24 protein-coding genes and 1 riboswitch are annotated in these 25,040 nt (G+C 68.4%); of the genes, 15 read left to right on the top strand and 9 right to left on the bottom strand.

Annotation, left to right across the window (positions count from 1 at the left end; genetic code table 11):
• Positions 1-35: 35 nt before the first annotated feature.
• Complete coding sequence (locus C563_RS0101625; protein ID WP_018760295.1) at positions 36-1,004, top strand: general stress protein; 969 nt, start codon at positions 36-38, stop codon at positions 1,002-1,004.
• A 121-nt stretch (positions 1,005-1,125) separates the two neighbouring features.
• Here the strand turns inward: C563_RS0101625 and C563_RS0101620 are convergent, their stop codons facing one another.
• The gene (locus tag C563_RS0101620; protein ID WP_018760294.1) at positions 1,126-2,700 is read right to left on the bottom strand and encodes an aminopeptidase P family protein; all 1,575 of its coding nucleotides are present in this window, start codon (positions 2,698-2,700) and stop codon (positions 1,126-1,128) included.
• Between the two features lie 79 nt (positions 2,701-2,779).
• On the opposite strand from C563_RS0101620, the gene C563_RS0101615 reads away from it, so the two are divergent.
• Entirely contained in the window at positions 2,780-3,628 is an 849-nt protein-coding gene (locus C563_RS0101615; RefSeq protein ID WP_018760293.1) for a PHP domain-containing protein, read from the top strand.
• A 13-nt stretch (positions 3,629-3,641) separates the two neighbouring features.
• Here C563_RS0101615 and C563_RS0101610 read toward each other — a convergent pair whose 3' ends face one another.
• From C563_RS0101610 to thiE, 4 genes are all read right to left on the bottom strand, one after another.
• The gene (locus C563_RS0101610) at positions 3,642-4,514 is read right to left on the bottom strand and encodes a DNA-methyltransferase (RefSeq protein WP_018760292.1); all 873 of its coding nucleotides are present in this window, start codon (positions 4,512-4,514) and stop codon (positions 3,642-3,644) included.
• A gap of 8 nt (positions 4,515-4,522) precedes the next feature.
• Positions 4,523-6,190 carry a DEAD/DEAH box helicase gene (locus C563_RS0101605; protein WP_018760291.1) on the bottom strand — a complete coding sequence of 556 codons (1,668 nt, stop codon included), beginning with the start codon at positions 6,188-6,190 and terminating at the stop codon, positions 4,523-4,525.
• A 291-nt stretch (positions 6,191-6,481) separates the two neighbouring features.
• Positions 6,482-7,993 (bottom strand): RNB domain-containing ribonuclease, encoded by a 1,512-nt coding sequence (locus tag C563_RS0101600; protein ID WP_026264266.1) that lies wholly within the window; start codon positions 7,991-7,993, stop codon positions 6,482-6,484.
• A 29-nt stretch (positions 7,994-8,022) separates the two neighbouring features.
• Positions 8,023-8,715: a thiamine phosphate synthase gene (gene thiE, locus C563_RS0101595; RefSeq protein ID WP_155845070.1), complete on the bottom strand. Its 693-nt coding sequence runs from the start codon at positions 8,713-8,715 to the stop codon at positions 8,023-8,025.
• A 27-nt stretch (positions 8,716-8,742) separates the two neighbouring features.
• A riboswitch (TPP riboswitch) is annotated at positions 8,743-8,861 on the top strand.
• Between thiE and thiO the strand changes: the two genes are divergently transcribed.
• From thiO to C563_RS0101580, 3 genes are all read left to right on the top strand, one after another.
• Positions 8,857-10,146, top strand: coding sequence for a glycine oxidase ThiO (gene thiO / locus C563_RS0101590; protein WP_018760288.1), 1,290 nt, complete (start codon positions 8,857-8,859; stop codon positions 10,144-10,146). It overlaps the preceding riboswitch by 5 nt.
• Entirely contained in the window at positions 10,143-10,379 is a 237-nt protein-coding gene (gene thiS, locus C563_RS0101585) for a sulfur carrier protein ThiS (RefSeq protein WP_018760287.1), read from the top strand. Before thiO ends, thiS begins: the two co-directional genes overlap by 4 nt.
• Before the next feature lie 4 nt (positions 10,380-10,383).
• Positions 10,384-11,196: a thiazole synthase gene (locus C563_RS0101580; protein ID WP_018760286.1), complete on the top strand. Its 813-nt coding sequence runs from the start codon at positions 10,384-10,386 to the stop codon at positions 11,194-11,196.
• 64 nt (positions 11,197-11,260) lie between these two features.
• Here the strand turns inward: C563_RS0101580 and C563_RS0101575 are convergent, their stop codons facing one another.
• The 3 genes from C563_RS0101575 to C563_RS0101565 are packed head-to-tail and all read right to left on the bottom strand — an operon-like array spanning position 11,261 to position 12,524.
• Positions 11,261-11,563 (bottom strand): hypothetical protein, encoded by a 303-nt coding sequence (locus C563_RS0101575; RefSeq protein WP_018760285.1) that lies wholly within the window; start codon positions 11,561-11,563, stop codon positions 11,261-11,263.
• Between the two features lie 26 nt (positions 11,564-11,589).
• Positions 11,590-11,814 (bottom strand): DUF3107 domain-containing protein, encoded by a 225-nt coding sequence (locus C563_RS0101570; RefSeq protein ID WP_018760284.1) that lies wholly within the window; start codon positions 11,812-11,814, stop codon positions 11,590-11,592.
• Between the two features lie 44 nt (positions 11,815-11,858).
• Positions 11,859-12,524, bottom strand: coding sequence for a TetR/AcrR family transcriptional regulator (locus C563_RS0101565; protein WP_018760283.1), 666 nt, complete (start codon positions 12,522-12,524; stop codon positions 11,859-11,861).
• An 84-nt stretch (positions 12,525-12,608) separates the two neighbouring features.
• Here C563_RS0101565 and moeB point away from each other — a divergent pair, with 84 nt between their 5' ends.
• Positions 12,609-13,808: a molybdopterin-synthase adenylyltransferase MoeB gene (gene moeB, locus C563_RS0101560; RefSeq protein WP_018760282.1), complete on the top strand. Its 1,200-nt coding sequence runs from the start codon at positions 12,609-12,611 to the stop codon at positions 13,806-13,808.
• 184 nt (positions 13,809-13,992) lie between these two features.
• Here moeB and C563_RS0101555 read toward each other — a convergent pair whose 3' ends face one another.
• Positions 13,993-15,318, bottom strand: coding sequence for a glutamyl-tRNA reductase (locus C563_RS0101555; RefSeq protein WP_018760281.1), 1,326 nt, complete (start codon positions 15,316-15,318; stop codon positions 13,993-13,995).
• Positions 15,319-15,477: 159 nt separating this feature from the next.
• Between C563_RS0101555 and hemE the strand changes: the two genes are divergently transcribed.
• The 9 genes from hemE to C563_RS0101510 all read left to right on the top strand — a co-directional run bounded on the left by hemE (position 15,478) and on the right by C563_RS0101510 (position 25,033).
• The gene (gene hemE, locus C563_RS0101550; protein ID WP_043423634.1) at positions 15,478-16,572 is read left to right on the top strand and encodes a uroporphyrinogen decarboxylase; all 1,095 of its coding nucleotides are present in this window, start codon (positions 15,478-15,480) and stop codon (positions 16,570-16,572) included.
• Between the two features lie 3 nt (positions 16,573-16,575).
• Positions 16,576-18,024, top strand: coding sequence for a protoporphyrinogen oxidase (gene hemG, locus C563_RS0101545; RefSeq protein WP_018760279.1), 1,449 nt, complete (start codon positions 16,576-16,578; stop codon positions 18,022-18,024).
• A 138-nt stretch (positions 18,025-18,162) separates the two neighbouring features.
• Positions 18,163-18,966: a hypothetical protein gene (locus tag C563_RS0101540; protein WP_026264264.1), complete on the top strand. Its 804-nt coding sequence runs from the start codon at positions 18,163-18,165 to the stop codon at positions 18,964-18,966.
• Between the two features lie 111 nt (positions 18,967-19,077).
• A complete protein-coding gene (gene hemQ / locus C563_RS0101535; protein WP_018760278.1) occupies positions 19,078-19,779 on the top strand; it encodes a hydrogen peroxide-dependent heme synthase in 702 nt (233 codons plus the stop codon).
• Positions 19,776-21,017: a ferrochelatase gene (locus tag C563_RS0101530; RefSeq protein WP_018760277.1), complete on the top strand. Its 1,242-nt coding sequence runs from the start codon at positions 19,776-19,778 to the stop codon at positions 21,015-21,017. The genes hemQ and C563_RS0101530 overlap by 4 nt, the downstream gene beginning before the upstream one ends.
• A complete protein-coding gene (gene hemC, locus C563_RS0101525) occupies positions 21,014-22,012 on the top strand; it encodes a hydroxymethylbilane synthase (RefSeq protein WP_018760276.1) in 999 nt (332 codons plus the stop codon). The genes C563_RS0101530 and hemC overlap by 4 nt, the downstream gene beginning before the upstream one ends.
• Before the next feature lie 7 nt (positions 22,013-22,019).
• Positions 22,020-22,916 carry a uroporphyrinogen-III synthase gene (locus C563_RS0101520; RefSeq protein ID WP_018760275.1) on the top strand — a complete coding sequence of 299 codons (897 nt, stop codon included), beginning with the start codon at positions 22,020-22,022 and terminating at the stop codon, positions 22,914-22,916.
• A gap of 60 nt (positions 22,917-22,976) precedes the next feature.
• Positions 22,977-23,960 carry a porphobilinogen synthase gene (gene hemB, locus C563_RS0101515; RefSeq protein WP_018760274.1) on the top strand — a complete coding sequence of 328 codons (984 nt, stop codon included), beginning with the start codon at positions 22,977-22,979 and terminating at the stop codon, positions 23,958-23,960.
• Complete coding sequence (locus C563_RS0101510) at positions 23,957-25,033, top strand: LLM class flavin-dependent oxidoreductase (RefSeq protein ID WP_018760273.1); 1,077 nt, start codon at positions 23,957-23,959, stop codon at positions 25,031-25,033. Before hemB ends, C563_RS0101510 begins: the two co-directional genes overlap by 4 nt.
• Positions 25,034-25,040 lie beyond the last annotated feature (7 nt).

Here is a 25,040-nt window from a genome sequence, read left to right as displayed (position 1 = left end):
AGGCAGCACCCATCTTGATGGGCAAGAATGGGTGTATGTCCAACATTTTTGGTGCTCCCAAGACCGGCGGCCCCACCGGACCGGATGACGCCCGGGCCGTACCCACCGGTGACACCGTCGGGTCCTACAACTCCTACCTCGACGCCCAGAAGGCGGTTGACTACCTCGCGGACCAGCAGTTCCCGGTCCAGATGGTTTCCATCGTGGGCAACGAACTGAAGATGGTGGAGCGGGTGACGGGACGCCTGAGCTACCCCCGGGTGGCCCTTTCCGGAGCACTGAGCGGCATGTGGTTCGGCCTCTTCGTAGGCGTCATGTTGTCCTTCTTCGCGCCCTCGCCCGGCTACTTCTCGATCATGACGTCGGTGTTGATGGGTGCGGCCTTCTTCATGCTCTTCGGCATCGTCACCTACGCCATGCAGCGCGGCAAGCGGGACTTCACCTCCACCAGCCAGGTAGTGGCCACGAACTATGATGTCATCGTGGCTCCCGAGGCAGCCCATGAGGCCCGGCGCCTGCTGCAGCAGCTGCCGATGTCCCGCTCCGACGCGGCGTCCGGGCACGGCCCGTACACGCAGCATGACTATTACAACCAGCCGAACCAGCAGCAGCCGGGGCAGGAACAGCAGCCTGGCCAAGGACCGGCCAGGCCCGCCGGGTGGAACGACCCCTACGGCCAGCGGCCCACTGCAGCTCCGCCGCAGGAAGGCCACGGCTCCCCGGGCGCCGGAAGCCAGCAACAGGCCGGACAACAGTATGACGACGGGCAGCCGCCGGCACAGCCGGTCCGCACCGTGCGGTACCCCGACCTGCCGGACGGCCGGCCCCAGTACGGAGTCCGGCTTCCGCAGGGCCCCACGGCTGACGCCGCGCAGCACGGCGCAGCCGCCCCGGAACACACCAACGAACCGGCCACCCAATCCGCAGCGGGCCACAACCAGGAGCACAACGCAGGGCAGTACGGCCAGGACGAGGACACGCACCGGGGCGGCAGCGGACAATAGGGCTGCCGGCTCCGCAGACACCCCTGCCTTCCTGACGGCGCGCGCAGGATGACGGCGAAACGAAAAGAGCGTGGCCACCGGACCCAGTCCGGTGGCCACGCTTTTCCCGTGTGTGCCCGTGTCAGGCCTCTTCGGTCCGGTAAATGCCGGCCATCCAGGTCTCGACGTCTTCAACCGTGCGGGGCAGGGCCGCGCTGAGGTTGACGGGGCCGTCGGCGGTCATGAGGATATCGTCCTCGATCCTGACGCCGATGCCGCGGTATTCCTCGGGAATCGCCAGGTCCTCCGCCTTGAAGTAGAGGCCCGGTTCAATCGTGAAGACCATGCCTTCGGTGAGGATGCCGTCCAGGTAAAGTTCCCGCTTGGCCTGGGCGCAGTCGTGCACATCCAGGCCGAGGTGGTGGCTCGTTCCGTGCGGCATCCAGCGGCGGTGCTGCTGGCCCTCGGGGCTGACCGCCTCCTCCACGCTGACCGGCAGCAGGCCCCACTCGGCGAGGCGCTCGGCCAGGACCGTGGTTGCCGCGGTGTGGATGTCGCGGAATTTTGTCCCCGGCTGCGCTGCGGCGAAGCCGGCGTCCGCGGCGTCGAGCACCGCCTCGTAGACCTTGCGCTGGACCGCGGTGAAAGTGCCATCAGCCGGAATGGTACGGGTGATGTCCGCCGTGTAGAGCGAGTCCGCCTCGACACCGGCGTCCAGGAGCAGGAGGTCGCCTGCGTGGACCCGGCCGGTGTTGCGGGTCCAGTGCAGCACGGTGGCGTTGTTGCCGGAGGCCGCGATGGTGTCGTAGCCCAGTTCGTTGCCCACCTCGCGGGCGCGGGCAAAGAACGCCCCCTCCACTACCCGTTCGCCGCGGGCATGCGTCAGCGCACGGGGGAGGGCCTTGACGACCTCCTCGAATCCCTCAACCGTTGCGGACACGGCGATCTTCATCTGCTCGATCTCCCACTCGTCCTTGAGCAGGCGGAGCTCGGAGAGTGCTTCGCTGAGCTTCTCGTCCAAGGCGTCCAGGACCTCAAGGTCCAGGTTCTCCGGGTCCTTCGCCGTGTTGTACCGGGCCGTATCCACCAGGGCGTCGATGTTTTCGTCCACCTTGCGGACCAGGCGGATGGAGATGCCGCCGATCTCGGGAGCGCCGACATCCTTGGTGATGGCCGTTTCGAGCTGGTCGATGTGGGCGGTGGGCAGCCCCAGGCGGGCCTGGAACTCTTCGAGGGTGGGGCGCGCCCCGATCCAGAACTCGCCGGAGCGGGAATCGGCGTAGAACTGTTCGGTGTCCCTGCCCGCCAACGGCCGGAAGTACAACGTGGCGCGGTGGTTGCCGCCGTCGTCGCCGGTTCCTTCCTCCACCGGGTCCAGGATCAGGACAGCGTCCGGCTCGTGGTCCAGGCCGAGGCCCGTCAGGTGGGCGAAGCCGGAGTGCGGCCGGAAGCGGTAGTCGCAGTCGTTGGAGCGGACCTTGGGCGGTCCGGCGGGGATGACCAGCCGTTCGCCCTCGAACAGGGCGGAGATTGCCTTGCGCCGGGTTGCGGCGTAGCCGGCGACGGCGTCGCGCTGGGGGAGTTCCTGGCTGGACGGCGCCCAGTTGCTGGCCATGAAGGCCTTGAAAGCGTTGGAACTGGGCCGCTGAGAGCGGTTGTTGACGCGCTCCTCCAGCGGCTGGGAAGCAGAGTTCTGGGTGTTATCGGCATCGTTCACGGCACCATCGTCTCACCAGCGTCGCGGCTATGCGAACAGGCTCCGGTGCCGGAGGGGCGGGGTCCACTAGTCTGGACAAGTGAGGATTGACCTGCATGCCCACTCCAACGTCTCCGATGGGACAGAGCCCCCCGCCGACGTCATGGCCTCTGCCGCGCGTGCGGGCCTGGACGTGGTGGCCTTGACCGACCATGATTCCACCGCGGGCTGGGCCGAGGCGGCCGCGGCCGCCGTCACGCACGGCGTGGCCCTGGTTCCCGGCATGGAAGTCTCCTGCCGGACCGCGGAAGGCATCAGCGTCCACCTCCTGAGCTACCTGCACGACCCCACCCATCCAGGCCTGCTGGAGGAGATCACCAAAGCCAAGGACTCGCGCCTGACGCGGGCCGAACGGATGGTCACCATCCTGGCCGAGGACTACCCCCTGACATGGGACGACGTGATCCACCACGTGGCTCCGGGCGCCACCCTGGGCCGGCCGCACATCGCTGATGCCCTGGTGGCAGCGGGGGTGGTGGAAGACCGTTCCGAGGCGTTCGCTTCGATCCTCACCTCCCGGTCCCGCTATTTCATCCCGCACTATGCACCGGACCCGGCCACCGCCGTCGAACTTGTCCGTGCCGCGGGAGGCGTGCCGGTGTTTGCCCACCCGGTAGCGTCGGCCCGGGGCCGGATCGTGGGGGAGCGGACCTACCAAGAGATGATCGACGCCGGACTGGCGGGACTGGAGATCGACCACCGGGACAATCCGGAAGAGGGACGGGCGTTTTTGCGCAAGCTCGCCGCCAAGCATGGCTTGCTGGTCACCGGCTCCTCCGACTACCACGGTACGGGCAAGCCGAATCTGCTCGGCGAGAACGTCACTGCCCCCGGAATGCTGGCGCGGATCGAAGAACTGGGTACCGGAGCCGCGGTCATCCGCCCCTGATCATGGGGGCGCGTCAGGTGGGCTGGTACACGGCCAGGGTGGCGTGCGCACCGAGCCTTTTGGCCATGATGTCGATCGCGGGCTGGTTCTGGTCCACGCACACGAACTTCCTGCCAAGCTTGGCCGCCACGGCGCCCAGGGTGCCGGAGCCTGCGAAAAAGTCCAGGCACCAGTCGCCGGGGCGGGACGAGGCGGCCACAATCCGGCGGACCAGCCCTTCCGGCTTCTGGGTGGGGTACCCGGTCTTTTCCTTGCCGGTGGGGGAGACGATGGTGTGCCACCAGACGTCCGTAGGCAGCTTGCCCAGTTCGCGCTTGGCCGGCGTCACCAGCCCGGGGGCCATGTACGGTTCACGATCCACCTCGGCGTTGTCGAAGTGGTATTTGGCCGGGTTTTTCACGTACACCAGGATGTTGTCGTGCTTGGTGGGCCACCGGTTCTTCGCCCGGGCGCCGTAGTCGTACGCCCAGATGATCTCGTTCAGGAAGCATGCCCGGCCGAAAATGGCGTCCAGCATCACCTTGGCGTAATGCACTTCGCGGTAGTCCAGGTGCAGGTAAAGGGTGCCGTCATCAGCCAGCAGGCGCCACGCCTCCACCAGCCGCGGTTCCAGGAAGGACCAATAGTCGCTGAACGCGTCGTCGTAGCGGTGCAGTGCGCCCTTGATGGTGTCGTAGGAACGGCCCTTGAAACCCACCCGGTCCCCGCTGCCTTCAGCGTTGGCTACCATCCGGGTTTCCTGCCGCTGCTGCGGCCTGCCCGTGTTGAAGGGCGGATCCACATAGATCAGCGTGAAGGCGCCGTCCGGCAGTGTTGGGAGGTACTCCGCGTTGTCCGCGTGAACCACCAGGCTGCCGCCGTCCGGCGCCCAAACAGTGTCTGTCATCGACGCAGTTAGCCCTCGGAGCTGCCGGGCTGTCCGCCCTTGTCCGCGGCGGCAACCACTTCGCCGTTGCGGCGGCGGGTGCGGGTCCGGGGACGGCGGGTGCGCGAGGGCTGGTCGCCGTCGGCCGCGGGGGCGGCTGCGTCCGCGGCAGGGGCGGAGTCGGAGGTACGACGACGGCGCTCACCGGAGCGGGCGGAGTCCCGGCCGCCGGCCTTTCCGCCGTCGTCCTTTCCGCGTCCCCGGCCGTCGCGCTCGCGGGAACGGGAGGCGTCCCGGCCGCCGCGGCTGTTCTTCTTGCCGGTTTCGCCCAAGTCCTCAAGCACCTCGGCGTCAACGCCGGCCAAGGTCCGCTTGTCGCGCGGGAGACGTCCCTTGGTGCCCTCGGGGATGTCGAGGTCACTGTAGAGGTGCGGTGAGGAGGAGTAGGTTTCCACGGGCTCGGGGACGCTCAGGCCCAAGGCCTTGTTGATCAGCGCCCAGCGCGGCATGTCATCCCAGTCGACGAATGTGACTGCAGTGCCCTTGTTGCCGGCGCGGCCGGTGCGGCCCACCCGGTGCAGGTAGATTTTTTCGTCCTCGACGCACTGGTAGTTGATCACGTGGGTGACATCGTCCACGTCGATGCCGCGGGCGGCGACGTCCGTTGCCACCAGCACATCCACTTTGTTGTTCCGGAACGCGCGGAGCGCCTGTTCGCGTGCGCCCTGGCCCAGGTCGCCGTGGATGGCTGCGGCGGCGAAACCGCGGTCCACCAGTTCCTCGGCCACCTTGGCGGCGGTGCGCTTGGTCTTGGTGAAGATGATGGTCCGGCCACGGCCCCGGGCCTGCAGGATGCGTGCCACCACCTCGGTCTTGTCCATGCTGTGCGCACGGTAGATGAGCTGGCGGATGTCGCGCTTGGTGAGGCCTTCATCATCCGGATCGGCTGCCCTGATGTGGGTGGGCTGGGTCATGTAGCGGCGCGCCATCGCGATGACGGGGCCGGGCATGGTTGCCGAGAACAGGAGCGTCTGGCGGACAGCCGGGGTTCCGGCGATCAGGGTCTCAACGTCCGGCAGGAAGCCCAGGTCCAGCATTTCGTCGGCTTCGTCGAGGACCACGAGCTTGACGTTCTTCAGGCTCAGGTGCTTCTGCTTGTACAGGTCGATCAGGCGCCCCGGGGTACCCACTACTACTTCGACGCCCTGCTGGAGTGCTTCAACCTGGGGCTCGTAGGCGCGGCCACCGTAAATGGTGGTGATCCTGGCGTTGCGCTTGCGGGAGGCCGTTTGGAGGTCGTTGGCCACCTGCACTGCCAACTCGCGGGTGGGGACGATGACCAGGGCCTGCGGGGCGCCCGGGACGGCCAATTTGGCGTAGCCGGGGTCGTCCTGTCCGATGACCCGCTGCAGCGCCGGGATGCCGAAGCCCAGGGTCTTGCCGGTACCGGTCTTGGCCTGGCCGATGATGTCGTGGCCCGCCAAGGCCACCGGCAGGGTCATGGCCTGGATGGGGAAGGGGTGCGTGATCCCGGCGTCGGCGAGGGACTCGACAATATCCGCGCGGACGTTGTAGTCGGCAAAGGACTTCTCCGCGATCTCGTGCGGGGTCTCGTCCGAGATGATGGTCTCTTCCGGCTCGATGGTCTCGGTGCCGGACGCATCGGTCAGGAGCTGGTGGGTATGCAATTCACTCACGGGGAGTTTCCTTATTCATTTGGGCAATGGCGCTGCCTGCTCAACGGGCCGGCCAGTCCTGGCCGTTCCGGAGCACGCTCGGGCGCGCAAGCTAATCCAGTGGAAGCCGATCGCGGGCTATCTAATGCTGGCACTGGTGACCAACGGGCAAATCTCAAGATCGCGTAGGGGCGGGCTTGTTGGTTTCAAATCAAGGAAATCAACGACCGGGCATCCAGTTCTACCTTCCCAGTCTAGCCGTACAGGGGCGAAATCCCCGTGTTGCCCCTTCCTGCCGCGTCCATAGGGCCCTTATGGAACCAGTTCGAAGTGGATCTGCCGGGTGGTGATGTCGGAGGACAGCAGCCGGACGCGCACCTTGGTACCGGACGTCAGCTCGCCGGCGCAGCGGGCCGTCACCGCCGGTTCGGCGATCTGGATGATCCCGGAACTGCCGTTCCCGTTGCCGTTCCGGGTGGCTCCGTTGCCGTTTCCATTGCCGTTCTTGGCGGATCCATTGCCGTTTCCGTTCTGGGGCTTGGACCCGGAAATCACGATCGCGTCGAATTCCTGGCCGATGTGGTTCAGCAGCAATGCCGCCTCCACCGTGTCCAGCGCCATCCGCTCCATCCGCGACGCCAGCTGGTCGGAACCGGCCATGATTCCCGGCAGCAGCGGCAGCGCCTCCCGTGCCCAGCCCGGAACATCACCGCCGTTGCTGAGGGCTTCGCAGATCACCAGCACGAAGCGGTCCACCAGCCGGCGCAGCGGGGCGGTGGTGTGGGCGTAGGCGGCGCCGATGGCGGACTGGATGCCGTCGTCCGGGACCGTTCCGTCAAACGCCGTATAGGACGCGCCCCGGAACAGCATCCCGGCCGAATGCATGATGGCCAGCTGGCGGGGATCGGTGGGGTCAAGCGACCGCAGGTACTCGCCGTAGCTGACTTCGCCGTCCCACGGCCTGCCCAGCACTTCGGTCTGCAGCCGGAAATGCCTCAGCGACCGCTCATCCGGGGCCGGCATGGTGCGCAGGATGCCCACCTTGCCTTCCAGCATGAGCTGGGCTGCCGCCATCCCCGTCATCAGCGAAATCTGCGCGTTCCAGTCCTCCACGGGAAGCTGCGGGGCGGCGTCGATCCGGTAGCCGCCGTCGGGCAGCTGAACGATCTCCTGCTCCGGCATGTTGAGGCTGGCGCCCCCGCGCTCCCTCTCAAGCGCCACCCGTTTCAGCCCCACTTCCCGGAGCAGTTTCAGCACGGGGGGAGCGGTGCCGGCGTCGAGGGCTGCTTGTGCACCTTTGTAGCTGAGCTTGTCGCGGCTGCGGATCCGCGCCCGCCTGACGCCCACGGACATCACTGCTGCGTCGGTGTCGAGCGTGAATTCCCAGACGAAAGCCGGACACTCCTGGCCCGGCAGCAGGCTCCCGGCCCCTTCGCTGATGACCTCCGGGTGCAGCGGGATCCGGCCGTCGGGAGCGTAGAACGTCTGCCCGCGGCGCCTGGTTTCAGCATCCAGCGGACCACCCGGCGCAACAAATGCAGGAACATCGGCGATCGCGTACAGCACCCGGTAGCCGCCCCCGTCCGGCTCGATGAACACGGCTTGGTCCAGATCCGTGGACGAGGCGGGGTCGATGGTCACGAATGCGACGGCGGTCAGGTCATAGGACGGCAGTTTCAGGGCCGCCACGGCGGCGCGGGCGTCGTCCACTGCCGCGGCCGGGTAAGGCCCCGGCAGTTCGAGTTCGGTCCGCAACGCGCCCAGTGCCTCTTCCAAGGCGTTCCGGTGGTCGCGGACATTGGGAGCCAACCGATGATGTGACACAAAAGTCAGCGTAACTCCAAGTCCTGGGTTTACGCAGGCCCGGGGCCGGCAGCGTCCAGCGCGTCGAGCAGGGAGGCCGCAGCGGCCGCGGGATCCGACGCCTCCGTGATGGCACGCACCACCACGATCCTCCGTGCTCCTGCCTCCGCCACCTGGTGCACGTTCCCGTGGTCGATGCCCCCGATGGCAAACCACGGCACCGGGTTGGGTGCTTCCGCGGCGGCCTTGGCGGCGTACTTCACCAGGTCCAGCCCGACGGCGGTCCGGCCGGGTTTGGTGGGCGTGGCCCAGACAGGCCCCACGCAGAAGTAGTCCAGGTGGGAAGGCCCGGCAGCGGCGGAGAGGGCGGCATCCACCTGCTCCGGGCTGTGGCTGGACATCCCGATGGCCGCATTGCCGTTGACCAGCGTCCGGGCCGCAGCCAACGGGAGGTCTTTTTGGCCGATGTGGAACACCGGTGCTCCGGACAGCACCGCGATGTCGGCCCGGTCGTTAACGGCCCAAAGCCGCCCGTGGCGAACCGCGGCCTCCTTCAAGACCGCCAGCAGGTCCAGTTCTTCGGCTGCCTCGATGCTCTTGTCGCGCAACTGGATGATGTCCACGCCCCCGGCGAACGCGGCATCCACGAACCGGGCAAAGTCGCCGCGGTCCCGGCGCGCATCCGTGCAGAGGTACAGTCGGGCCGCCCCAAGGGCAGGAAAGGAGGAGGGGGACATATTCATGCCTGCCAGCCTAGTTCCTCTAAACTGGGCTGGTACTGCGGGAGCCCGCGGCAGCTGTCACAAAGCGCCGGGCTGAGAGGGCGTCGGAGCCGACCGCTTGACCTGATCCGGCTAATACCGGCGTAGGGAAGGAACCACACCATGACCAGCACCAGGAACTGCCTGCCCGGACCTGGCGATGACGCCATCCGGGCCGACGTCGCCGTCATCGGCGCCGGAGTGGTGGGACACGGAATCGCCTGGGAGATCCAGCGCTCCGGCCGGTCCGTTGCGCTCATCGATGACGCGCCCGGCGCCGGCGCCAGTTGGGCCGCTGCCGGCATGCTGGCCCCCGTCAGCGAGCTGCACTACCAGGAAGAGGACCTCCTGGAGCTCATGCTCGACGCATCATCCCGCTGGCCAGGCTTCGCTGCCGGCGTCGCCGCAGCAGCCGGAGCCGGGACCGGCTACCTGATGACACCCACCCTCGCTGTCGGTGTCGACGCTGCCGACCGGCGGGCGCTGATGGACCTGCGCGCAGTGCAGCAGGCCAGCGGCCTGGAGGTGGCACCGTTGACCGTGCGTGAAGCCCGCAGCCGCGAACCCCTGCTGAGCCCGGGGATCTCCTGTGCGCTGGACACCCCGGCCGACCACCAGGTGGACCCGAGGAGGCTGATAGCGTCCGTGCGCCTGGCGCTCGCCGCAACGGTACGGGAAACCCCGACGGTGGCGGTTGCCGGTGCAACGGAAGGTTTTGCCGTCCCGGAGCGGGCGGCCGGACTGCTGTGGAAGGACGGGACGGTGGCCGGCGTCCGCCTTGGGAGCGGCAGCACAGTCCTGGCGGGGGAAACTGTCGTGGCCAACGGCCTGCACGCGGCGTCCCTTGACGGCTTGCCCCACGGCCTTGACCTGCCGCTGCGGCCGGTGCACGGGGACATCCTCCGGCTTTCCGTGCCGCAGCACCTCCGCCCGTTGGTGACAGCCACGGTGCGTGGGCTGGTCCACGGGATCCCGGTGTACATCGTGCCCCGGGAGGATGGCACGGCAGTCATCGGCGCGTCCCAACGGGAGGACGCCCTCTCCGACGCCGTGAGCGCCGGGAGCGTCTACCAGCTTCTCCGGGACGCCCAGGCGCTGGTTCCCGCCGTCGCCGAACTTGAACTCCTGGAATGCACCGCCCGGGCGCGCCCCGGAACCCCCGACAATGCACCCTTGCTGGGCCGGGTTGCGGCGTCCTTGGGATCCGGGGGCCCAGCGGACGGGCACGTGCCGGGGCTGATCATCGCGACCGGTTTCTTCCGGCACGGGGTGCTGCTCACGCCCGCCGCCGCCGCGATCTGCACGGCACTCCTGGACGGAGCCGCCGATCCCCGCTGGGCACCGTTCACCCCGGACCGTTTTTCCGGGTCGGCCGTGGCCGTCCCCAGCCCCCATCTGAAGGAGACAGCGTGAACATCACCCTCAACGGAAACCCGCACACGGTGGCCGACGGCGCCTCCATCACCACGCTCGTCAGCCAGGTCACCGGGCGGCCGCTGGCCCCCAACGGCCAGGCGACGGACGGCAGGAAACTGGGCGTCGCCGTCGCCCACAACGCCCAGGTGGTGCCGCGCAGCCAATGGTTCGGTACCGCGCTCGCCGACGGCGACGACATCGAACTCGTCACTGCAGTCCAAGGAGGCTGACCCCATGACCGAAACCGGCACCATCAACACCGCAAGCCAAGCCGCAGATGACACCCTGGTGATCGACGGCGTCGCCCTCGGATCCCGGCTCATCATGGGCACCGGCGGTGCGCCCAGCCTGGACGGCCTGGGCGCTGCGCTCCTGGCCTCCGGGACGGCACTGACCACGGTGGCCATGCGGCGCTACTCAACCGCGGAAACCGGCTCTCTGTTCCAGTTGCTGGTGGACCACGGGATCAAAGTCCTGCCCAACACCGCTGGCTGCTTCACGGCCCGGGACGCTGTCCTCACCGCGGAACTGGCCCGGGAGGCCCTCGAAACCGACTGGGTGAAGCTGGAAGTCATCGCCGACGAGCAGACCCTGCTGCCGGACGCCGTGGAACTCGTTGACGCCACCGAGCAGCTGGTCAACCGCGGCTTCAAGGTCTTTGCCTACACCAACGACGATCCCGTGCTGGCGCTGCGGCTGGAAAATCTTGGTGCCACCGCCGTGATGCCGCTCGGCGCACCGATCGGCACCGGCCTGGGCATCCTGAACCCGCACAACATCGAACTCATCGTCTCCCGGGCCTCGGTTCCCGTGGTCCTGGACGCGGGCATCGGTACGGCCTCCGACGCCGCCCTGGCCATGGAACTGGGCTGCGACGCCGTCCTGCTGGCCACAGCCGTGACGCGGGCGCAGAACCCGGCGCTGATGGGGGAAGCGTTCAAGCACGCCGTGGTTTCCGGAAGGTTGGCGAGGGCAGCCGGACGCATCCCGCGCCGGGAACACGCCCTGGCCTCATCGGCGATGGAGGGCCGGGCCGAGTTCCTCTAGCCCATAAAAAGCCTGTGGCCACCACCCGTCCGGGTGGTGGCCACAGCTTTACTCAGGGTCCGGTTCAGCCCCGCAGGACCGCGTTCAGCCGTTCCGTGTCATGGCGTGTCCGGGTGCGGCCCAGGTAGGCGACGGCGGCAATGGCCGCGGCGGTGCCGAGGACAATGGGCAGGACCCAGGGGAGCCACGTCAAACCCGGAAGGTAGCCGAAACCTGCCGTCATGAGGATGATCCACGCCATCGCCGCGACGCCCACGGCGATCCCGGCGGGCACGCCCGCGCCGTATCGGGAATGGCGTTTGTCATTGGCCCAGACGATAAACCCGGCGGCGAGCGTGGCAAGCACCACGATGGTCAGCGACAGCATGGATCTCCTTGGAACGTGCGGTCAGCCTAGAACTGGCCGAAACCTACGCGGCGGACCTCTTCAGCGCCAATTTCCACATAGGCAAGTGCGTTGCCGGGCACAATGATCAGGCGTCCCTTGTCATCCTTCAGGCGCAACTGGGTGCCGTCATTGATGGCTTCACCAACAGTCTTGGCCACCGTCTCAGCATCCTGGTCTGATTCGAGCACGATTTCGCGGCCAACGTTTTGAACGCCGATCTTAATTTCCAAGGGGGCCTCCCAGCCTGGTTCGTCGATGATGTCTTATTTGTAGTCTAGGACTCTTTGGGGAAGCGAGAGATTCCGCGCCAAGCTAAACGGTAGATGAGGTCGCTGGCCACGTTGAGGTCCAGGTTGCCGTCCGTTTCCAGCCAATACCGGGCGCTGACCTGCGCCATCCCGGCAAGGCCCCGGCCCAGAAGCTCCGCCTCCAGGTGGGGGAGCTTGGTGTCCTCGGCAATGACCCGGGCGATGGCGTCTGCGAAGGTCCGATTAAAGGTCTCCAGCCTGGAGCTGACATCGGGATCGTTGATCAGGTCCGATTCGAACACCAGGCGGTGTGCCTGGTCGTCGTTGGCGATGAAGTGGAAGTAGGCGCGCATGACGGCCTGAACGCGCTCGTCGTTGTCCGTGGTGGAGTTCAACGCCCCCAGCATCAGCTCGGTCAGTGACGTCAGGTGGCTTTCCAGCAGGGCCAGGTACAGCTCACGCTTGGACGGGAAGTGCTGGTACAGGACAGGCTTGCTCACGTGGGCAGTCTCTGCAATTTCGTCCATCGCGGCCCCGTGGTAGCCGTTCGCAACGAAAACTTCCTGGGCGGCGGCAAGCAACTGCGCGCGGCGTTCGTCCCGGGGCAGCCGGGCGGACCGTTGGCCTGCGGGGCGGGAGGGAGTTTGCGGTTCGGCCGCGGGCGGGCGGTCAGCCCGTGCTTCAGGGACCACAGTTGTCCTTCTTTCCATTGCAGTTACATTCACTTTACTGCGGGGTAATATGACCCGGCGGTATCCCGGGGCATACATTGAAGTATGGCTTCGACGTTCACCGCAAATGTTTCAACCCATTCGCTGGATCCGCTGGTGGAACCGGCAGCTGCCCTGACGTCCGCCGAGGTGGAACGCTACTCCCGGCACCTGATCATTCCCGAGATCGGCGCGCTGGGGCAGCGGCGGCTCAAGAACGCCAAAGTGCTGGTCATCGGAGCCGGCGGCCTCGGTTCACCAGCACTGCTGTACCTCGCCGCGGCAGGGGTGGGGACGCTGGGCATCATCGACGACGACGTGGTGGACCTGAGCAACCTGCAGCGCCAGGTCATCCATGGCGTGCAGGATGTGGGACGGCCCAAGATCGAGTCGGCCCGCGATGCCATCGCCGCCCTGAACCCACTGGTGGATGTCCGGCTCCACAACGTGCGCCTGGATTCGGGCAATGCGCTTGAACTGTTCGCGGAGTACGACCTGATCCTGGACGGCGCTGACAACTTCGCCACCAGGTATCTGGTGAACGATGCCGCCGCGATCCTGGGCAAGCCTTATGTGTGGGGCTCCATCTTCCGCTTCGACGGACAGGTGAGTGTCTTCTGGGAGAAGCACGGCCCCACGTACCGGGACCTCTACCCCGAGGCCCCTCCCGCCGGTTCCGTGCCTTCCTGCGGCGAGGGCGGCGTCTTCGGTATGTTGTGCGCCGCCGTGGGCTCGCTGATGGTCACCGAGGCGGTGAAGCTGATTACCGGCGTCGGGCGCTCCCTGCTGGGCCGCGTGGCGCTGTTCGATGCCCTGGGCGGCAGCTGGCGGGAGATCCGGGTCGCCAAGGACCCGGCGGCGGAGCCCATCACTGAACTCACGGACTATGAGGCGTTTTGCGGGATTGCCCCGGCGTCCACCACGGACACGGAACACACCATCACCGCCACCCAGCTGGCCACCATGCTGGCATCGCGGAAAGCCGGGCTCAAGGACTTCGAACTGGTGGACGTCCGGGAGGCCGGCGAGTACGACATCGTCCGGATCGACGGAGCCAAGCTCATCCCGCAGGGACGGATCCTGGCGGGCGAGGCGTGGGGCGAACTCCCGCAGGACCGGGACATCGTGTTCCACTGCAAGGCCGGGACGCGCTCGGCGAACGTCCTCGCGGCGGCCCGCCAGGCAGGCTACCAGCGGGTCAGCCACCTCGACGGCGGGATCCTGGCCTGGGTGCGCGAGGTGGAGCCTGACAAGCCCGTCTACTGACGGAAACGCCCGCTCACCTTCGACACCAATTTCCCCAACGCCCGCTCACTTTCGACAGCTTCCAAATCAACGCCCGCTCACTTTCTTGAAGGAAGTGAGCGGGCGTTGGCTCAATGGGGGGTAGGAAGTGAGCGGGCGTTGGCTCAATAGGGGCAGGAAGTGAGCGGGCGTTGCTGCCGGGATGTCAGGCGGTTTCGCGGCCTGTGTGGTCCACCGGGCATTCGGCCTCCGCGGTTGCGGCCGGAGCGGCTCCGGGCTGCTCGACGGTGATGCCGTAGAGGGCTTCCAAAGCGGCCACGTAGTCATCCTGCTGCCCGTTGGCGGCAAGTTCGCGGGCGCGTACGGTGGGCACGTGCAGCAGCTGCTTGACCATCCGTCGGAGCGCGAATTCGACTTCTTCCGCGGCGGCGGTGCAGCCGTGGCGGGCCCGGACCTTTTCCATCTCCGCGTCCAGCACGTTCATGGTGTGGCGGCGCAGGGCAACGATGGCGGAGTCCACCGAGCGGGCTTCGCGTTCCTGTTCGAACGCCCTGGCGGCGCCGTTGACGATGCCGCTTGCGTGCGTCAGCGATTCGGCCTGCTCCTGTGGGGCAGCGAGGCGCACCGATTCCAGGGTGAGCAGCTCGACGCCGTCCAGTTCGCCGACGGCGGGGTCGAAATCGTGGGTGAGGGCAAGGTCGATGGCGATCAACGGCTGCGTGGAATCCGCACGGACCTCGGCCAGTTCACCGGCTTCCACCCGGGTGTCCGAACCGCTGCAGCCAATCATGACGTCAGCCGCAGCAACCGCCGGTCGCAGGGACTCGGCGTCCAGCGCCGTGCCGCCGCGTGTTGCCACGAATCCTTCGGCCCGCCCTGAAGACGAGTAGACACTGATGTCCGTGCAGCCGCGTTCGCGGAGGAGGGCCATGGTGGCGCCTGCGTAGGCGCCGGTTCCGAAAAGCACTACCTTCTTTGCGGACCAGTCGGGGCTTTCGGAAAGGTCGGTGGCAAGATCCAGCGCCACCGAGACAATGGAGAGGCCGCGGGAACCCAGGGCAGTCTGGGCGCCGACGTCCTTGGCGGTCTTGGACGCGGCCTGGAAGAGCCGGACCAGTCCGGCGCTGGCGGTGCCGTCGTGCTGTGCGGTAATCAGTGCCCGCCGTACCTGCCCGGCAATTTCGCGTTCACCGACGACGGCGGAGTCAAGCCCGGCGCTCACGGCGAACAGGTGCTGGGTCACCTCGGGCCCGGTACGGGTATTGAACGAACGCGAGACCAAGGGTTCAGCCAAGCCGCTGGCCTCGCTGATGCGGGCGACGAGGGCGGCGCGGGCAGCCTCGACATCGGCAGCGTTGGGGGCTTCACCGTAGATCTCGAAGCGGTTGCAGGTGGCCAGGACCACGGCGCCGGCCACGGCGGGGGATTCGATGAGGGTGGACGCGGCAATCCCTGAGGAACCGTTGCTCAGCTGAGCGACGGTTTCAAGATCGATGTCGGCGTGTGTAGCCACCAATGAGAAAAGAACCACAGCAGACCAATCATAGCTTTTTCGTTGCCCGGTAGAACAACCGCCGGAAAGGATAGTCGCCACACCCTGCGGTGATCCCGGACACCTTCCCGTCGCGAGGGCCGCACGGCGACAGGTTGTCGTTATCTTTTGCGGCTCTTTTTGGGCACAATCAAAAGCATGACTCCTAGCCCTGCCGTCTCCGCTGCCGGCGCCCTCGCCGCAGACCATCCACTGATGGACGGCCGCACAGCGGACTCACCGCTGATCACGGCCTACCGCGGAGGCAAACCCTCCCGCCGTCCCGTCTGGTTCATGCGGCAGGCGGGCCGGTCGTTGCCGGAGTACCTCAAGGTCCGCGAGGGCATCGCCATGCTGGACTCCTGCCTCCGGCCCGAACTGGCCTCGGAGATCACGCTGCAGCCCGTACGACGCCACGACGTCGACGCCGGCATCTTCTTCTCCGACATCGTGATTCCGCTGAAGCTGGCCGGCGTCGGCGTCGACATCGTGCCGGGGGTGGGGCCCGTCCTGGACAAGCCCGTGCGCACGGCCGCCGACGTTGCCGCCCTCCCGCAGCTGACCTGGGAAGCGCTTGAGCCCATCCGCGAGGCCGTCCGCCTGACGGTGGCTGAACTGGGCAAGACGCCGCTCATCGGTTTCGCCGGCGCCCCCTTCACGCTGGCCGCGTACATGGTCGAAGGAAAGCCGTCGCGCGACCACCTCGGCCCGCGCACCATTATGCACGCCGACCCCGAAACCTGGCACGCCCTGGCAAATTGGGCCGCAGACGCCTCCGGCATGTTCCTCCAGGCGCAGCTGGAGGCGGGTGCCTCGGCGGCCCAGCTCTTCGACTCATGGGCCGGCTCGCTGGGCCTGGCCGACTACACCCGCTATGTCGCACCGGCCTCGGCCCGGGCCCTTGACCACGTCCGCCACCTCGGTGCTCCGCTCATCCACTTCGGCACCGGAACCTCCGAACTCCTGGTGGCCATGCGTGACGTTGGCGTGGACGTGGTGGGGGTGGACTACCGGCTCCCCCTTGATGAGGCGAACCGCCGGCTGGGCGGAACGGTTCCGCTGCAGGGCAACATCGACCCCGCGCTGCTCCCAGCTCCTTGGAACATCCTCGAAGCCCACGTCCGGGAGGTCATCGCGGCCGGTTCCGCCGCCCCCGGCCATGTCCTGAACCTGGGGCACGGCGTGCCGCCCGAAACGGATCCGGCCGTCCTGACCCGGGTGGTGGAGCTCATCCACTCCATCCCGCCGGCGTAACCCGTGGGCAGTTCTCCGGCGAAGCCCGGCACGGCGCTGGTGGTGGGCGGCGGGATTTCCGGGCTCCTGTCCGCCCGGGAGCTCGCCACAGCCGGCCTTGACGTCACCGTGCTCGAGGCCGGTGACGCTTGGGGAGGCTGCGTTGGCAGCCACACCGTGTCCGGCCTCACGCTGGACAGCGGTGCGGAATCCTTCGCCACAAGGTCCGACGCCGTAGCCCGCCTTGCCACCGAACTGGGACTGGGCGGAAGGATCGTTTCCCCACGCCCGGGCGGTGCCTGGGTCCAGCTTCCCGACGGGCCCCGCGAACTGCCCAAGACCGGCGTGCTGGGCATTCCGGCCAACCCCTGGGACCCGGAGGTCCGGCGGACCCTGGGCATCATGGGCTCGCTGCGTGCCTCGCTGGACCGGCTCCTGCCTGCCTCGGTGGGTGCCGGTACCGGCGTAACCAGCGTTGCCGCCCTCGTCCGGGCACGGATGGGCGCGCGGGTGCTGGACCGGCTGGTTTCCCCCGTCGTGGGCGGTGTCCACTCCGCGGATCCCGGCCTGCTCGACGTCGACATGGTGGCGCCGGGCCTTCGAACCGGGCTGCGGAATCACGGTTCCCTCGCTGCCGCGGTGTCTGCGCAGCGTCGGCCCGCAATCGGTGCGGGAGCCACCGATCCGGGCCGTCCCGCCAAGGCCGGGTCCGCCGTCGCCGGTCTTGACGGTGGCATGCACACGCTGGTGGATGCCCTGGTGGCCGATCTGCGGTCGCGGGGGGTGACCCTGCTGGCGGGCACGGCGGCGACAGCCGTCAGCCGCACCATTACAGGGTGGCGGGTGGACGCCGCCGGCGCGCCGTTCACCGGCGACCTGCTGGTCATGGCAGTCGACGGTCCGGCCGCCGTCGGGCTCCTGGAAGCTGCGGTCCCTGCGATCGCAGGGAAGCAGCCGGCCTCCGGGCCTGACGTCAAACTTGTCACCCTGGTGCTGGACCAGCCGGACCTGGACCGGCGGCCACGCGGAACCGGGATTCTGGTGGCCCCGCAAACCCCAGGCGTCGAGGCGAAGGCACTCACCCATGCCACCGGCAAATGGGACTGGCTCGCCGCCGCTGCAGGCCCCGGCCGCCACGTGCTGCGGCTGTCTTACGGCCGGGTGGACGGCGCCTCCGCCCAGCCGGGCGGCCCGGACTCCGATGAGGAGCTCTTCGCGGCGTCGCTTCGCGACGCATCAGCACTGCTGGGCGTTCCCGTCGCGGCCGGCGACATCCGGGACTGGGACGTAGTGCGGTGGCGCGGGTCCCTCCCCTTCGCCGCGGTGGGACACCGGGCGCGGGCGGCAGCCATCCGGGAGGCGTGCACGGCTGCCGGCGGCCTGGCCGTCGTCGGCGGCTGGATGGCCGGGAACGGCCTGGCTGCCGTTGTTGCCGATACCCGGGAACAAATTGGCCGGATGACCGGCGCCTGACCATCACTGCTGGTCAGCGCGTCGGGGCGCCTTGACGCCCCCGTCCAGAACCTGCGGCCGGGCAGTTCCCGGTTTTCAATCGGGCCGGCGTTCTGGTTAGGGTCGATGACTATGGTTCAACACAGGTCCGAGCTTCCAATGTCCCGGACCGGTATCCATGGGGGACTCCGGCGAGGCACCGCAGCAGCGGCCGTCGGAGCGGTACTGGTTCTTTCCACCGGCGTCCAGGCGTCCTTGGCCGAGGACGCAGTCCCGCCGCAGGATCCCACGGCGGAAGCGTCGCTGAGTGCCGGCACAACAGCGTCCGCCGCCGTTTCGGCGGGAGGCCCGCTGTCCGCGCTGCTTCCCGATCTTCCGCTCCCGACCACCTCCGGGACTCCTTTGTCCCCGGCCGCGCGGACCCCCATGCCGACCACCCCTGCGCCGTCGTCGACTCCTTCGCCATCCTCTTCGCCGTCGTCCGCCAGGACCGCCCCCGCCACCGCCCCGCCACCTGCCGCGTCCACGGGTGCCGGCGCGGCGTCCGGCTCCGCGCCGGCGGCGTCCCCATCAGCGCCGGCGGCTGCCCAGGCGGCGGTCCCTCCCGCGCCCGGAGCTGTCGATCCGGGCACGGGATCCAGCGTCGCAGCAGCAACGCCCGGCACGGCCGCCGGTGACGCTGCAGCAGGCCAGGAGAGTACGGCGCCGGTTGCTGCCGGTCCGGAAACCGGCGGGGCTCCGTCAACTGGCTCGCCGTCCAGCACTGCCCTGCAGCCGGGCGCCCAGCCGTCCCCGGCAGCCCGCACCGCGCAGGCGGCCGGAGTCCCGGCAAGTCCGGGCCGCCCGGTTTCGTCCATCGAGGCCCTGCCGGGTGTCCCCGATGCCATGGTGTGGCTGGGAGTCGGGCTCGTCGGCGTGGGGACCGCCGCCGGCCTCGTGTTCCTGCGCATGCGCCGGTTGTAAACGCCGTACAGCCTGACCCGCGGGGCGGGATAATGTGACATTAATCACTTCTACGAGTTGTAGAACTGTTCGGTTTCCACTTGGTGGCGGTGAAGGGGCAAACTGGTAACCATGAGCCACACTTCTGCCGAATCTGTCACTAAAACCGAAGAATCAGCCGAGCAGTTCTTCACCCTCTGGACGGTCTTCAAGCGGTCGGCGTCGGTGGTCCGCAGCGCAGACGCTGCCGCCGACTTCGAAGCCCTGCTGGAGCGGCTCGCCGAGGCGGGCGTGACGCACCGGGGCAGCTACGACGTCTCCGCCATGCGTGCCGACGCCGACGTGATGGTGTGGCTCCACGGGCCCAAGCCCGAGGCGCTGCAGCAGGCCATCCGCGACATCCGCCGCAGCACCCTGTTTGCCGGGACCGAGATTGTCTGGTCCGCCATGGGTGTCCACCGCGAGGCCGAATTCGCCAAGAACCACACGCCCGCCTACTCGCGCGGCGTCGCGCCGGCTGAATGGCTCTGTGTCTACCCGTTCGTCCGCTCCTACGAGTGGTACATCCTGCCGGAGGAGGAGCGCGGCGCGATGCTCCGGGAGCACGGACTCCTGGGCCGGGAGTTCCCCCAGGTAATCTCCAACACCGTTTCCTCGTTCGCGCTGGGGGACTGGGAATGGATCCTTGGACTGGAAGCGCCCGAACTCGTGGACCTGGTGGACCTGATGCGCCACCTGCGCGCCACCGAGGCACGCAACCACGTCCGTGAAGAAGTGCCCTTCTACACCGGCCGCCGGATCACCGCCGATGAGGTTGCCGAGGTCCTCGCATGAGCCCGCTGGATCCGCAGGCAGCGGTCAACCCCGTTACGGAAGCCGGACGCATGGCGCCAAAGAATTACGACGCCGTCCTGCTCGCCTCGTTCGGCGGACCGGAAGGCCAAGACGATGTCATTCCGTTCCTCCGCAACGTCACCCGCGGCCGCGGAATTCCGGACGAACGGCTTGAAGAGGTCTCCCACCATTACCGGGCCAACGGCGGCATCAGCCCCATCAACCAGCAAAACCGCGAGCTCAAGGCAGCCCTGGAGGCCGAGCTGGCGTCCCGGGGGATCGACCTTCCCGTCCTGTGGGGCAACCGCAACTGGGCGCCCTACCTCCCGCAGACACTCCAGGAAGCGTACGACGCCGGCCACCGCCGCGTGCTGATGCTCACCACGAGTGCCTACTCCTGCTACTCCAGCTGCCGCCAGTACCGCGAGGACATCGGCATGGCCCTGACCGAAACCGGCCTGGACGGCAGGCTGGAAGTGGACAAGGTCCGCCAGTACTTCGACCACCCCGGTTTCGTGGAGCCGTTCGTCGAGGGCACCTCCGCAGGCCTGGCGGACGTCCTGGCCAAACTGGCGGCCGCAGGCACCCCGGAGGCTCCCGTCCACGTCCTGTTCGCCACCCACTCCATCCCCACCCGCGACGCCGAGGCTGCCGGCCGTTCCGAGGGCGAGCCGCGCGAGTTCGAGGAAGGCTCGGCGTACGTGGCCCAGCACCTGGCCAACGCCGCCGCGGTCATGGACCGGGTCAAGGCGGAGTCCGGCCTGGCCGCTCCGTGGTCCCTGGTGTACCAGTCCCGTTCCGGCGCCCCGCATGTTCCGTGGCTGGAACCGGACATCAATGACGCCATCGAGGAACTGGCAGGCCAAGGGGTCAAGGGAATCGTCATCGTGCCGCTGGGCTTCGTCAGCGACCACATGGAAGTCGTTTGGGACCTGGACACCGAAGCCATGGAAACCTGCGCCAACCTCGGACTGGCCGCCACCCGCGTCCCCACTCCCGGCACGCACCGCGCGTTCGTCGACGGCCTCGTGGACCTCATCTGCGAGCGGACCGTGGCGAACAACATCAGCGACCGCCCGGCCGTGACGGATCTCGGGCCCTGGTACGACGTGTGCCGGCCCGGCTGCTGCGCCAACTTCCGTGGCGAAAAGCCCACCATCTCCGGCGCTGACACCACAGTGGGAACCGGGCACGACCCCTATCCCGCGGGGACGGCCGGGGAAACGGCACAGCAGTGACTGTCCGGATCGGAACCCGCGCCAGCAAGCTCGCGCTGACCCAGACCCGGCAGACCGCGGACCAGCTGGCCGCCGTCGGGGGTTTCCCGGTGGAACTGGTGCACATCAGGACCGACGGCGACGTCCTCACCGGATCGTTGTCGCAAATGGGCGGCACCGGCGTCTTCGTCGCAGCATTGCGTGATGCGCTGCTGCGCGATGAGTGCGACGTCGCCGTCCACTCGCTCAAGGACCTGCCCACAGGCGCAGCCGTGGGCCTGAGCCTGGCGGCGACGCCGCGGCGGGTGGATGTGCGGGACGTCCTGTGCGCCCGCGACGGACTCAAGCTGGCCGACCTGCCGGCGGAAGCCAAGGTGGGCACCGGTTCGCCGCGGCGGGCAGCGCAGTTGCGTGCTGCCCGGCCCGACCTGGAGATCATCGATATCCGCGGCAATGTGGACACCCGGCTGGGCCGCGTGCCCGGACTGCCCGGCAACTCCACTGACCAGGTGGTGCCCGGAAAATCCTGTGACCTCGACGCGGTGGTCCTCGCCGCCGCCGGACTGGAACGCATCGGCAGGCTGGACAGCGTCAGCGAATACCTCGAAACGGACGTGATGCTCCCCGCCGCCGGGCAGGGCTCACTGGCCATCGAGTGCCGCACGGCCGATGCCCCGCCGAAACCGGGTGCCACCGAAGGATCCCGCGAGGTGCTGGCCCAGGCGCTTGCAGCCTTGGATGACCCGGACACCCGCCTGGCGGTCACCGCCGAACGGGCCCTGCTGGCCCGGCTCGAAGCGGGCTGCGCCGCACCGGTCGGTGCGTACGCCTACCGAAAAGGCAGCATGCTCCACCTCGAAGCAGTTGTGTGCGCCGTGGACGGCACCGCCACCGTACGGGACAAACGGGCCACGGACGGGCTGACGGAAGTCGGCGCCACGTTGCTGGGCATTGAGCTGGCTGAGGTCCTCCTCGCCGCCGGAGCCGCCGACATCGCAGACCTGCAGGCGTCCTGACCTGGCGATGACGCAGCCTTCGCCGAGCCCCGGACCGGACACGCCGCGCAGCGGTGAACCGTCCGGCGGCGGACCCCTGGCCTGTGCCAGGGTGCTGGTCACCCGGAGCCCGGAACGCGCCGCCGCCCTGGTGGACGCCCTTGAAAGGGCAGGCGCCGAGACGGTTCTGCTGCCGCTGATCGACTTCGAACGGGCACCGGACCAGCACGCGGTGGACGTCGCCTGCGATGCCCTGGCCGCCGGCGCCTTTGACTGGCTGGTGCTCAGCAGCGCGACCACCGTGCACGTCCTGCTGGAAAAAGCCGCAGACCGGGGCTTCGGCCTGGCCGGACTGGTCCCTGAAGGCACGCGCATCGCGGCCATCGGTCCGGCGACGCGCAGGCTCCTGGAATCCGGTGGCCTCACCGTTTCCCTTGTTCCGGCCGGAGAGCAGTCGGCAACGGGCCTGCTGGGCGTCTGGCCGGGAGGCGGCAGGATCCTGTTGCCGCAGGCCGACATCGCCGCTGCCACACTGGCCGATGGCCTGCGGGCGGCAGGGGGCGATGTCTCGACGGTCACTGCCTACCGCACCGTGGACTACCCGGCGGCAGCAGAGCGCCGGCTCGCCGTCCAAGCGGACGACGGCGGCGCACGCCACCAGCCGCCGTCGTACTCCCTCCTCACCCCGGAAGGCGCCGCGGCGGAGATCGCCGCGGGGCGCATCGATGCGGCGATAGCCGCCTCGCCCAGCGCTGTGCGACGCCTCTCAGCCCTCACGGGCCGCCCGGGCTGCCGGCTGGTCGTCATCGGCCGGTCGACGGCGGAGCAGGCCGTGGCGCTCGGCCTGGACGTGGCTGCGGTGGCGGACGAGCCCACCCCTGACGGGCTGGTTGCCGCCGTCGCGAAGGCCCTCAACCCGCCCTGACCGGCCCGCCCGCCTCCCCGCTCCCCAAAAGCCTGATGAACCACGCGAAGGACAGGACCCATGACTTTCCCCAACCAACGCCCCCGCCGCCTGCGCACCACCCCCGCCATGCGCCGGTTGACCGCCGAAACCCGGCTCGCGCCCGCCGAACTCATCCTCCCGGCCTTCATCCGGGAAGGCCTCACCGAACCCAACCCCATCACGTCCATGCCGGGCGTGGTCCAGCACACCACCGACACGCTCAAACGGGCCGCGGCGGAAGCGGTGGAACTCGGCCTGGGCGGCATCATGCTCTTCGGCATCCCGGAAACCCGGGACGCCGAAGGCTCGGCGTCCCTGGATCCGGACGGTGTGCTGAACAAGGCCATCCGGGACGTCCGCGCGGAAGTGGGCGACGACCTGGTGATCATGAGCGACGTCTGCCTGGACGAATTCACTGACCACGGACACTGCGGGGTGCTCGACGCCGACGGGTACGTAGACAACGACCGCACCGTGGAAATCTACGCCCGGATGGCCGTGGCGCAAGCTGAGGCCGGCGCCCACATGCTGGGCCCCTCCGGTATGATGGACGGCCAGATCGCCGCCATCCGCTCAGCCCTTGACGACGCCGGCCACCTCAACACGTCGGTGATCGCCTACTCCGCCAAGTACGCGTCGGCGTTCTACGGACCATTCCGGGAAGCCGTGGACTCCCAGCTCAAGGGAGACCGGCGGACCTACCAGATGGATGCAGGCAACCGCACCGAAGCCCTCCGCGAAGTGGAGTTGGACCTGGCTGAAGGCGCGGACATCATCATGGTCAAACCGGCCATGAGCTACCTCGACATCGTGGCCGACGTCGCCGCGATGAGCCCCGTGCCCGTGTCCGCCTACCAGATCTCCGGCGAGTACGCGATGATCGAGGCCGCAGCCGCCAACGGCTGGATCGACCGCCGCGCCGCCATCACCGAGTCCGTCCTCGGCATCCGCCGGGCCGGCGCCCACATGGTCCTCACGTACTGGGCCACCGAACTGGCCGGCTGGCTCAAGGAATCCCGGTGACTGCCGCCCAGGCGGCGGGACCCACCGCGCCGGTGGGGGACGACCGCATCCTGTTGGGCCTGAACACCTTCGGCGACGTGGGTGAGGCCCCCGACGGCAGCCCGCAGCCGCATGCCCAGGTCCTGCGCCAACTGCTGGAACAGGCTGAACTGGCGGACGCCGTCGGACTCCACGCCTTCGGTGTGGGGGAGCACCACCGCAAGGACTACGCCGTGTCCGCGCCTGAAGTCTTCCTCGCCGCCGCTGCGGCACGCACCACCCGCATCCGCCTGGGCTCTGCCGTGACCGTCCTGAGCTCGGACGATCCCATCAGGGTGTTCCAGCGCTTCTCCACCGTGGACGCAATCTCCAACGGCCGGGCGGAAGTCATGCTGGGGCGCGGATCCTTCATCGAATCCTTCCCGCTGTTCGGGCTGGACCTGGCCGACTACGAGGTCCTGTTCGAAGAGAAACTCGAGCTGTTCGACAAGGTCCGCGCACAGAAACCTGTGCACTGGGAAGGCCGCACCCGCCCGGCCCTCGCCGGCCTGAGCGTCTACCCGCCGCTGGAACACCACCTCCTGCCCACCTGGATCGGCGTGGGAGGTACCCCCGAATCCGTCCTCCGGTGCGCCCAGTACGGCTACCCCATCATCTTCGCCATCATCGGCGGCCAGCCGCGCGGTTTCCGGCCCCTCGCCGACCTCTACCGCGAGGCCATGGCCAAGTACGGCCACCCGATGCAGCAGATGGCCACGCACTCGCCCGGCCATGTGGCCGACACCGATGAGCAGGCCCGCGAAGAGCTGTTCCCGCACTGGTTGAAGCTGCGCAACAAGCTCGGTGCCGAGCGCGGCTGGGGGCCGGCCGGCCGCGGCGAGTTCGATGCCCTCTGCTCGGCCGAGGGCGCCCTCTACGTCGGCTCGCCGGAGACGGTGGCCCAAAAGATCGTGCGGCTCAAACGCAACCTGGGCGTGGACCGCTTCGACCTGAAATACAGCAACGGGCCTTTGCCGCATGCGGCCATGATGCGCTCGATCGAATTGATGGGTACGGCGGTGGCGCCCCGGGTGGCCGAGCTGCTCGCCGGCTAACCGTGCT

The organism is Arthrobacter sp. 135MFCol5.1 (assembly GCF_000374865.1).
Taxonomy (GTDB): Bacteria; Actinomycetota; Actinomycetes; order Actinomycetales; family Micrococcaceae; genus Arthrobacter.
Note: the sequence above shows the minus strand (reverse complement) of the source record. Positions and strands in the feature narration are given on the sequence as shown.

Coding starts and splice junctions, on each gene's coding strand:
- C563_RS0101625 (WP_018760295.1), top strand. CDS start 36: ATGTCCAACATTTTTGGTGCTCCCAAGACCGGCGGCCCCACCGGACCG.
- C563_RS0101610 (WP_018760292.1), bottom strand. CDS start 4,514: ATGACAGACACTGTTTGGGCGCCGGACGGCGGCAGCCTGGTGGTTCAC.
- thiE (WP_155845070.1), bottom strand. CDS start 8,715: ATGAATATGTCCCCCTCCTCCTTTCCTGCCCTTGGGGCGGCCCGACTG.
- thiO (WP_018760288.1), top strand. CDS start 8,857: ATGACCAGCACCAGGAACTGCCTGCCCGGACCTGGCGATGACGCCATC.
- C563_RS0101580 (WP_018760286.1), top strand. CDS start 10,384: ATGACCGAAACCGGCACCATCAACACCGCAAGCCAAGCCGCAGATGAC.
- C563_RS0101575 (WP_018760285.1), bottom strand. CDS start 11,563: ATGCTGTCGCTGACCATCGTGGTGCTTGCCACGCTCGCCGCCGGGTTT.
- moeB (WP_018760282.1), top strand. CDS start 12,609: ATGGCTTCGACGTTCACCGCAAATGTTTCAACCCATTCGCTGGATCCG.
- hemE (WP_043423634.1), top strand. CDS start 15,478: ATGACTCCTAGCCCTGCCGTCTCCGCTGCCGGCGCCCTCGCCGCAGAC.
- C563_RS0101540 (WP_026264264.1), top strand. CDS start 18,163: ATGTCCCGGACCGGTATCCATGGGGGACTCCGGCGAGGCACCGCAGCA.
- hemQ (WP_018760278.1), top strand. CDS start 19,078: ATGAGCCACACTTCTGCCGAATCTGTCACTAAAACCGAAGAATCAGCC.
- C563_RS0101530 (WP_018760277.1), top strand. CDS start 19,776: ATGAGCCCGCTGGATCCGCAGGCAGCGGTCAACCCCGTTACGGAAGCC.
- C563_RS0101520 (WP_018760275.1), top strand. CDS start 22,020: ATGACGCAGCCTTCGCCGAGCCCCGGACCGGACACGCCGCGCAGCGGT.
- hemB (WP_018760274.1), top strand. CDS start 22,977: ATGACTTTCCCCAACCAACGCCCCCGCCGCCTGCGCACCACCCCCGCC.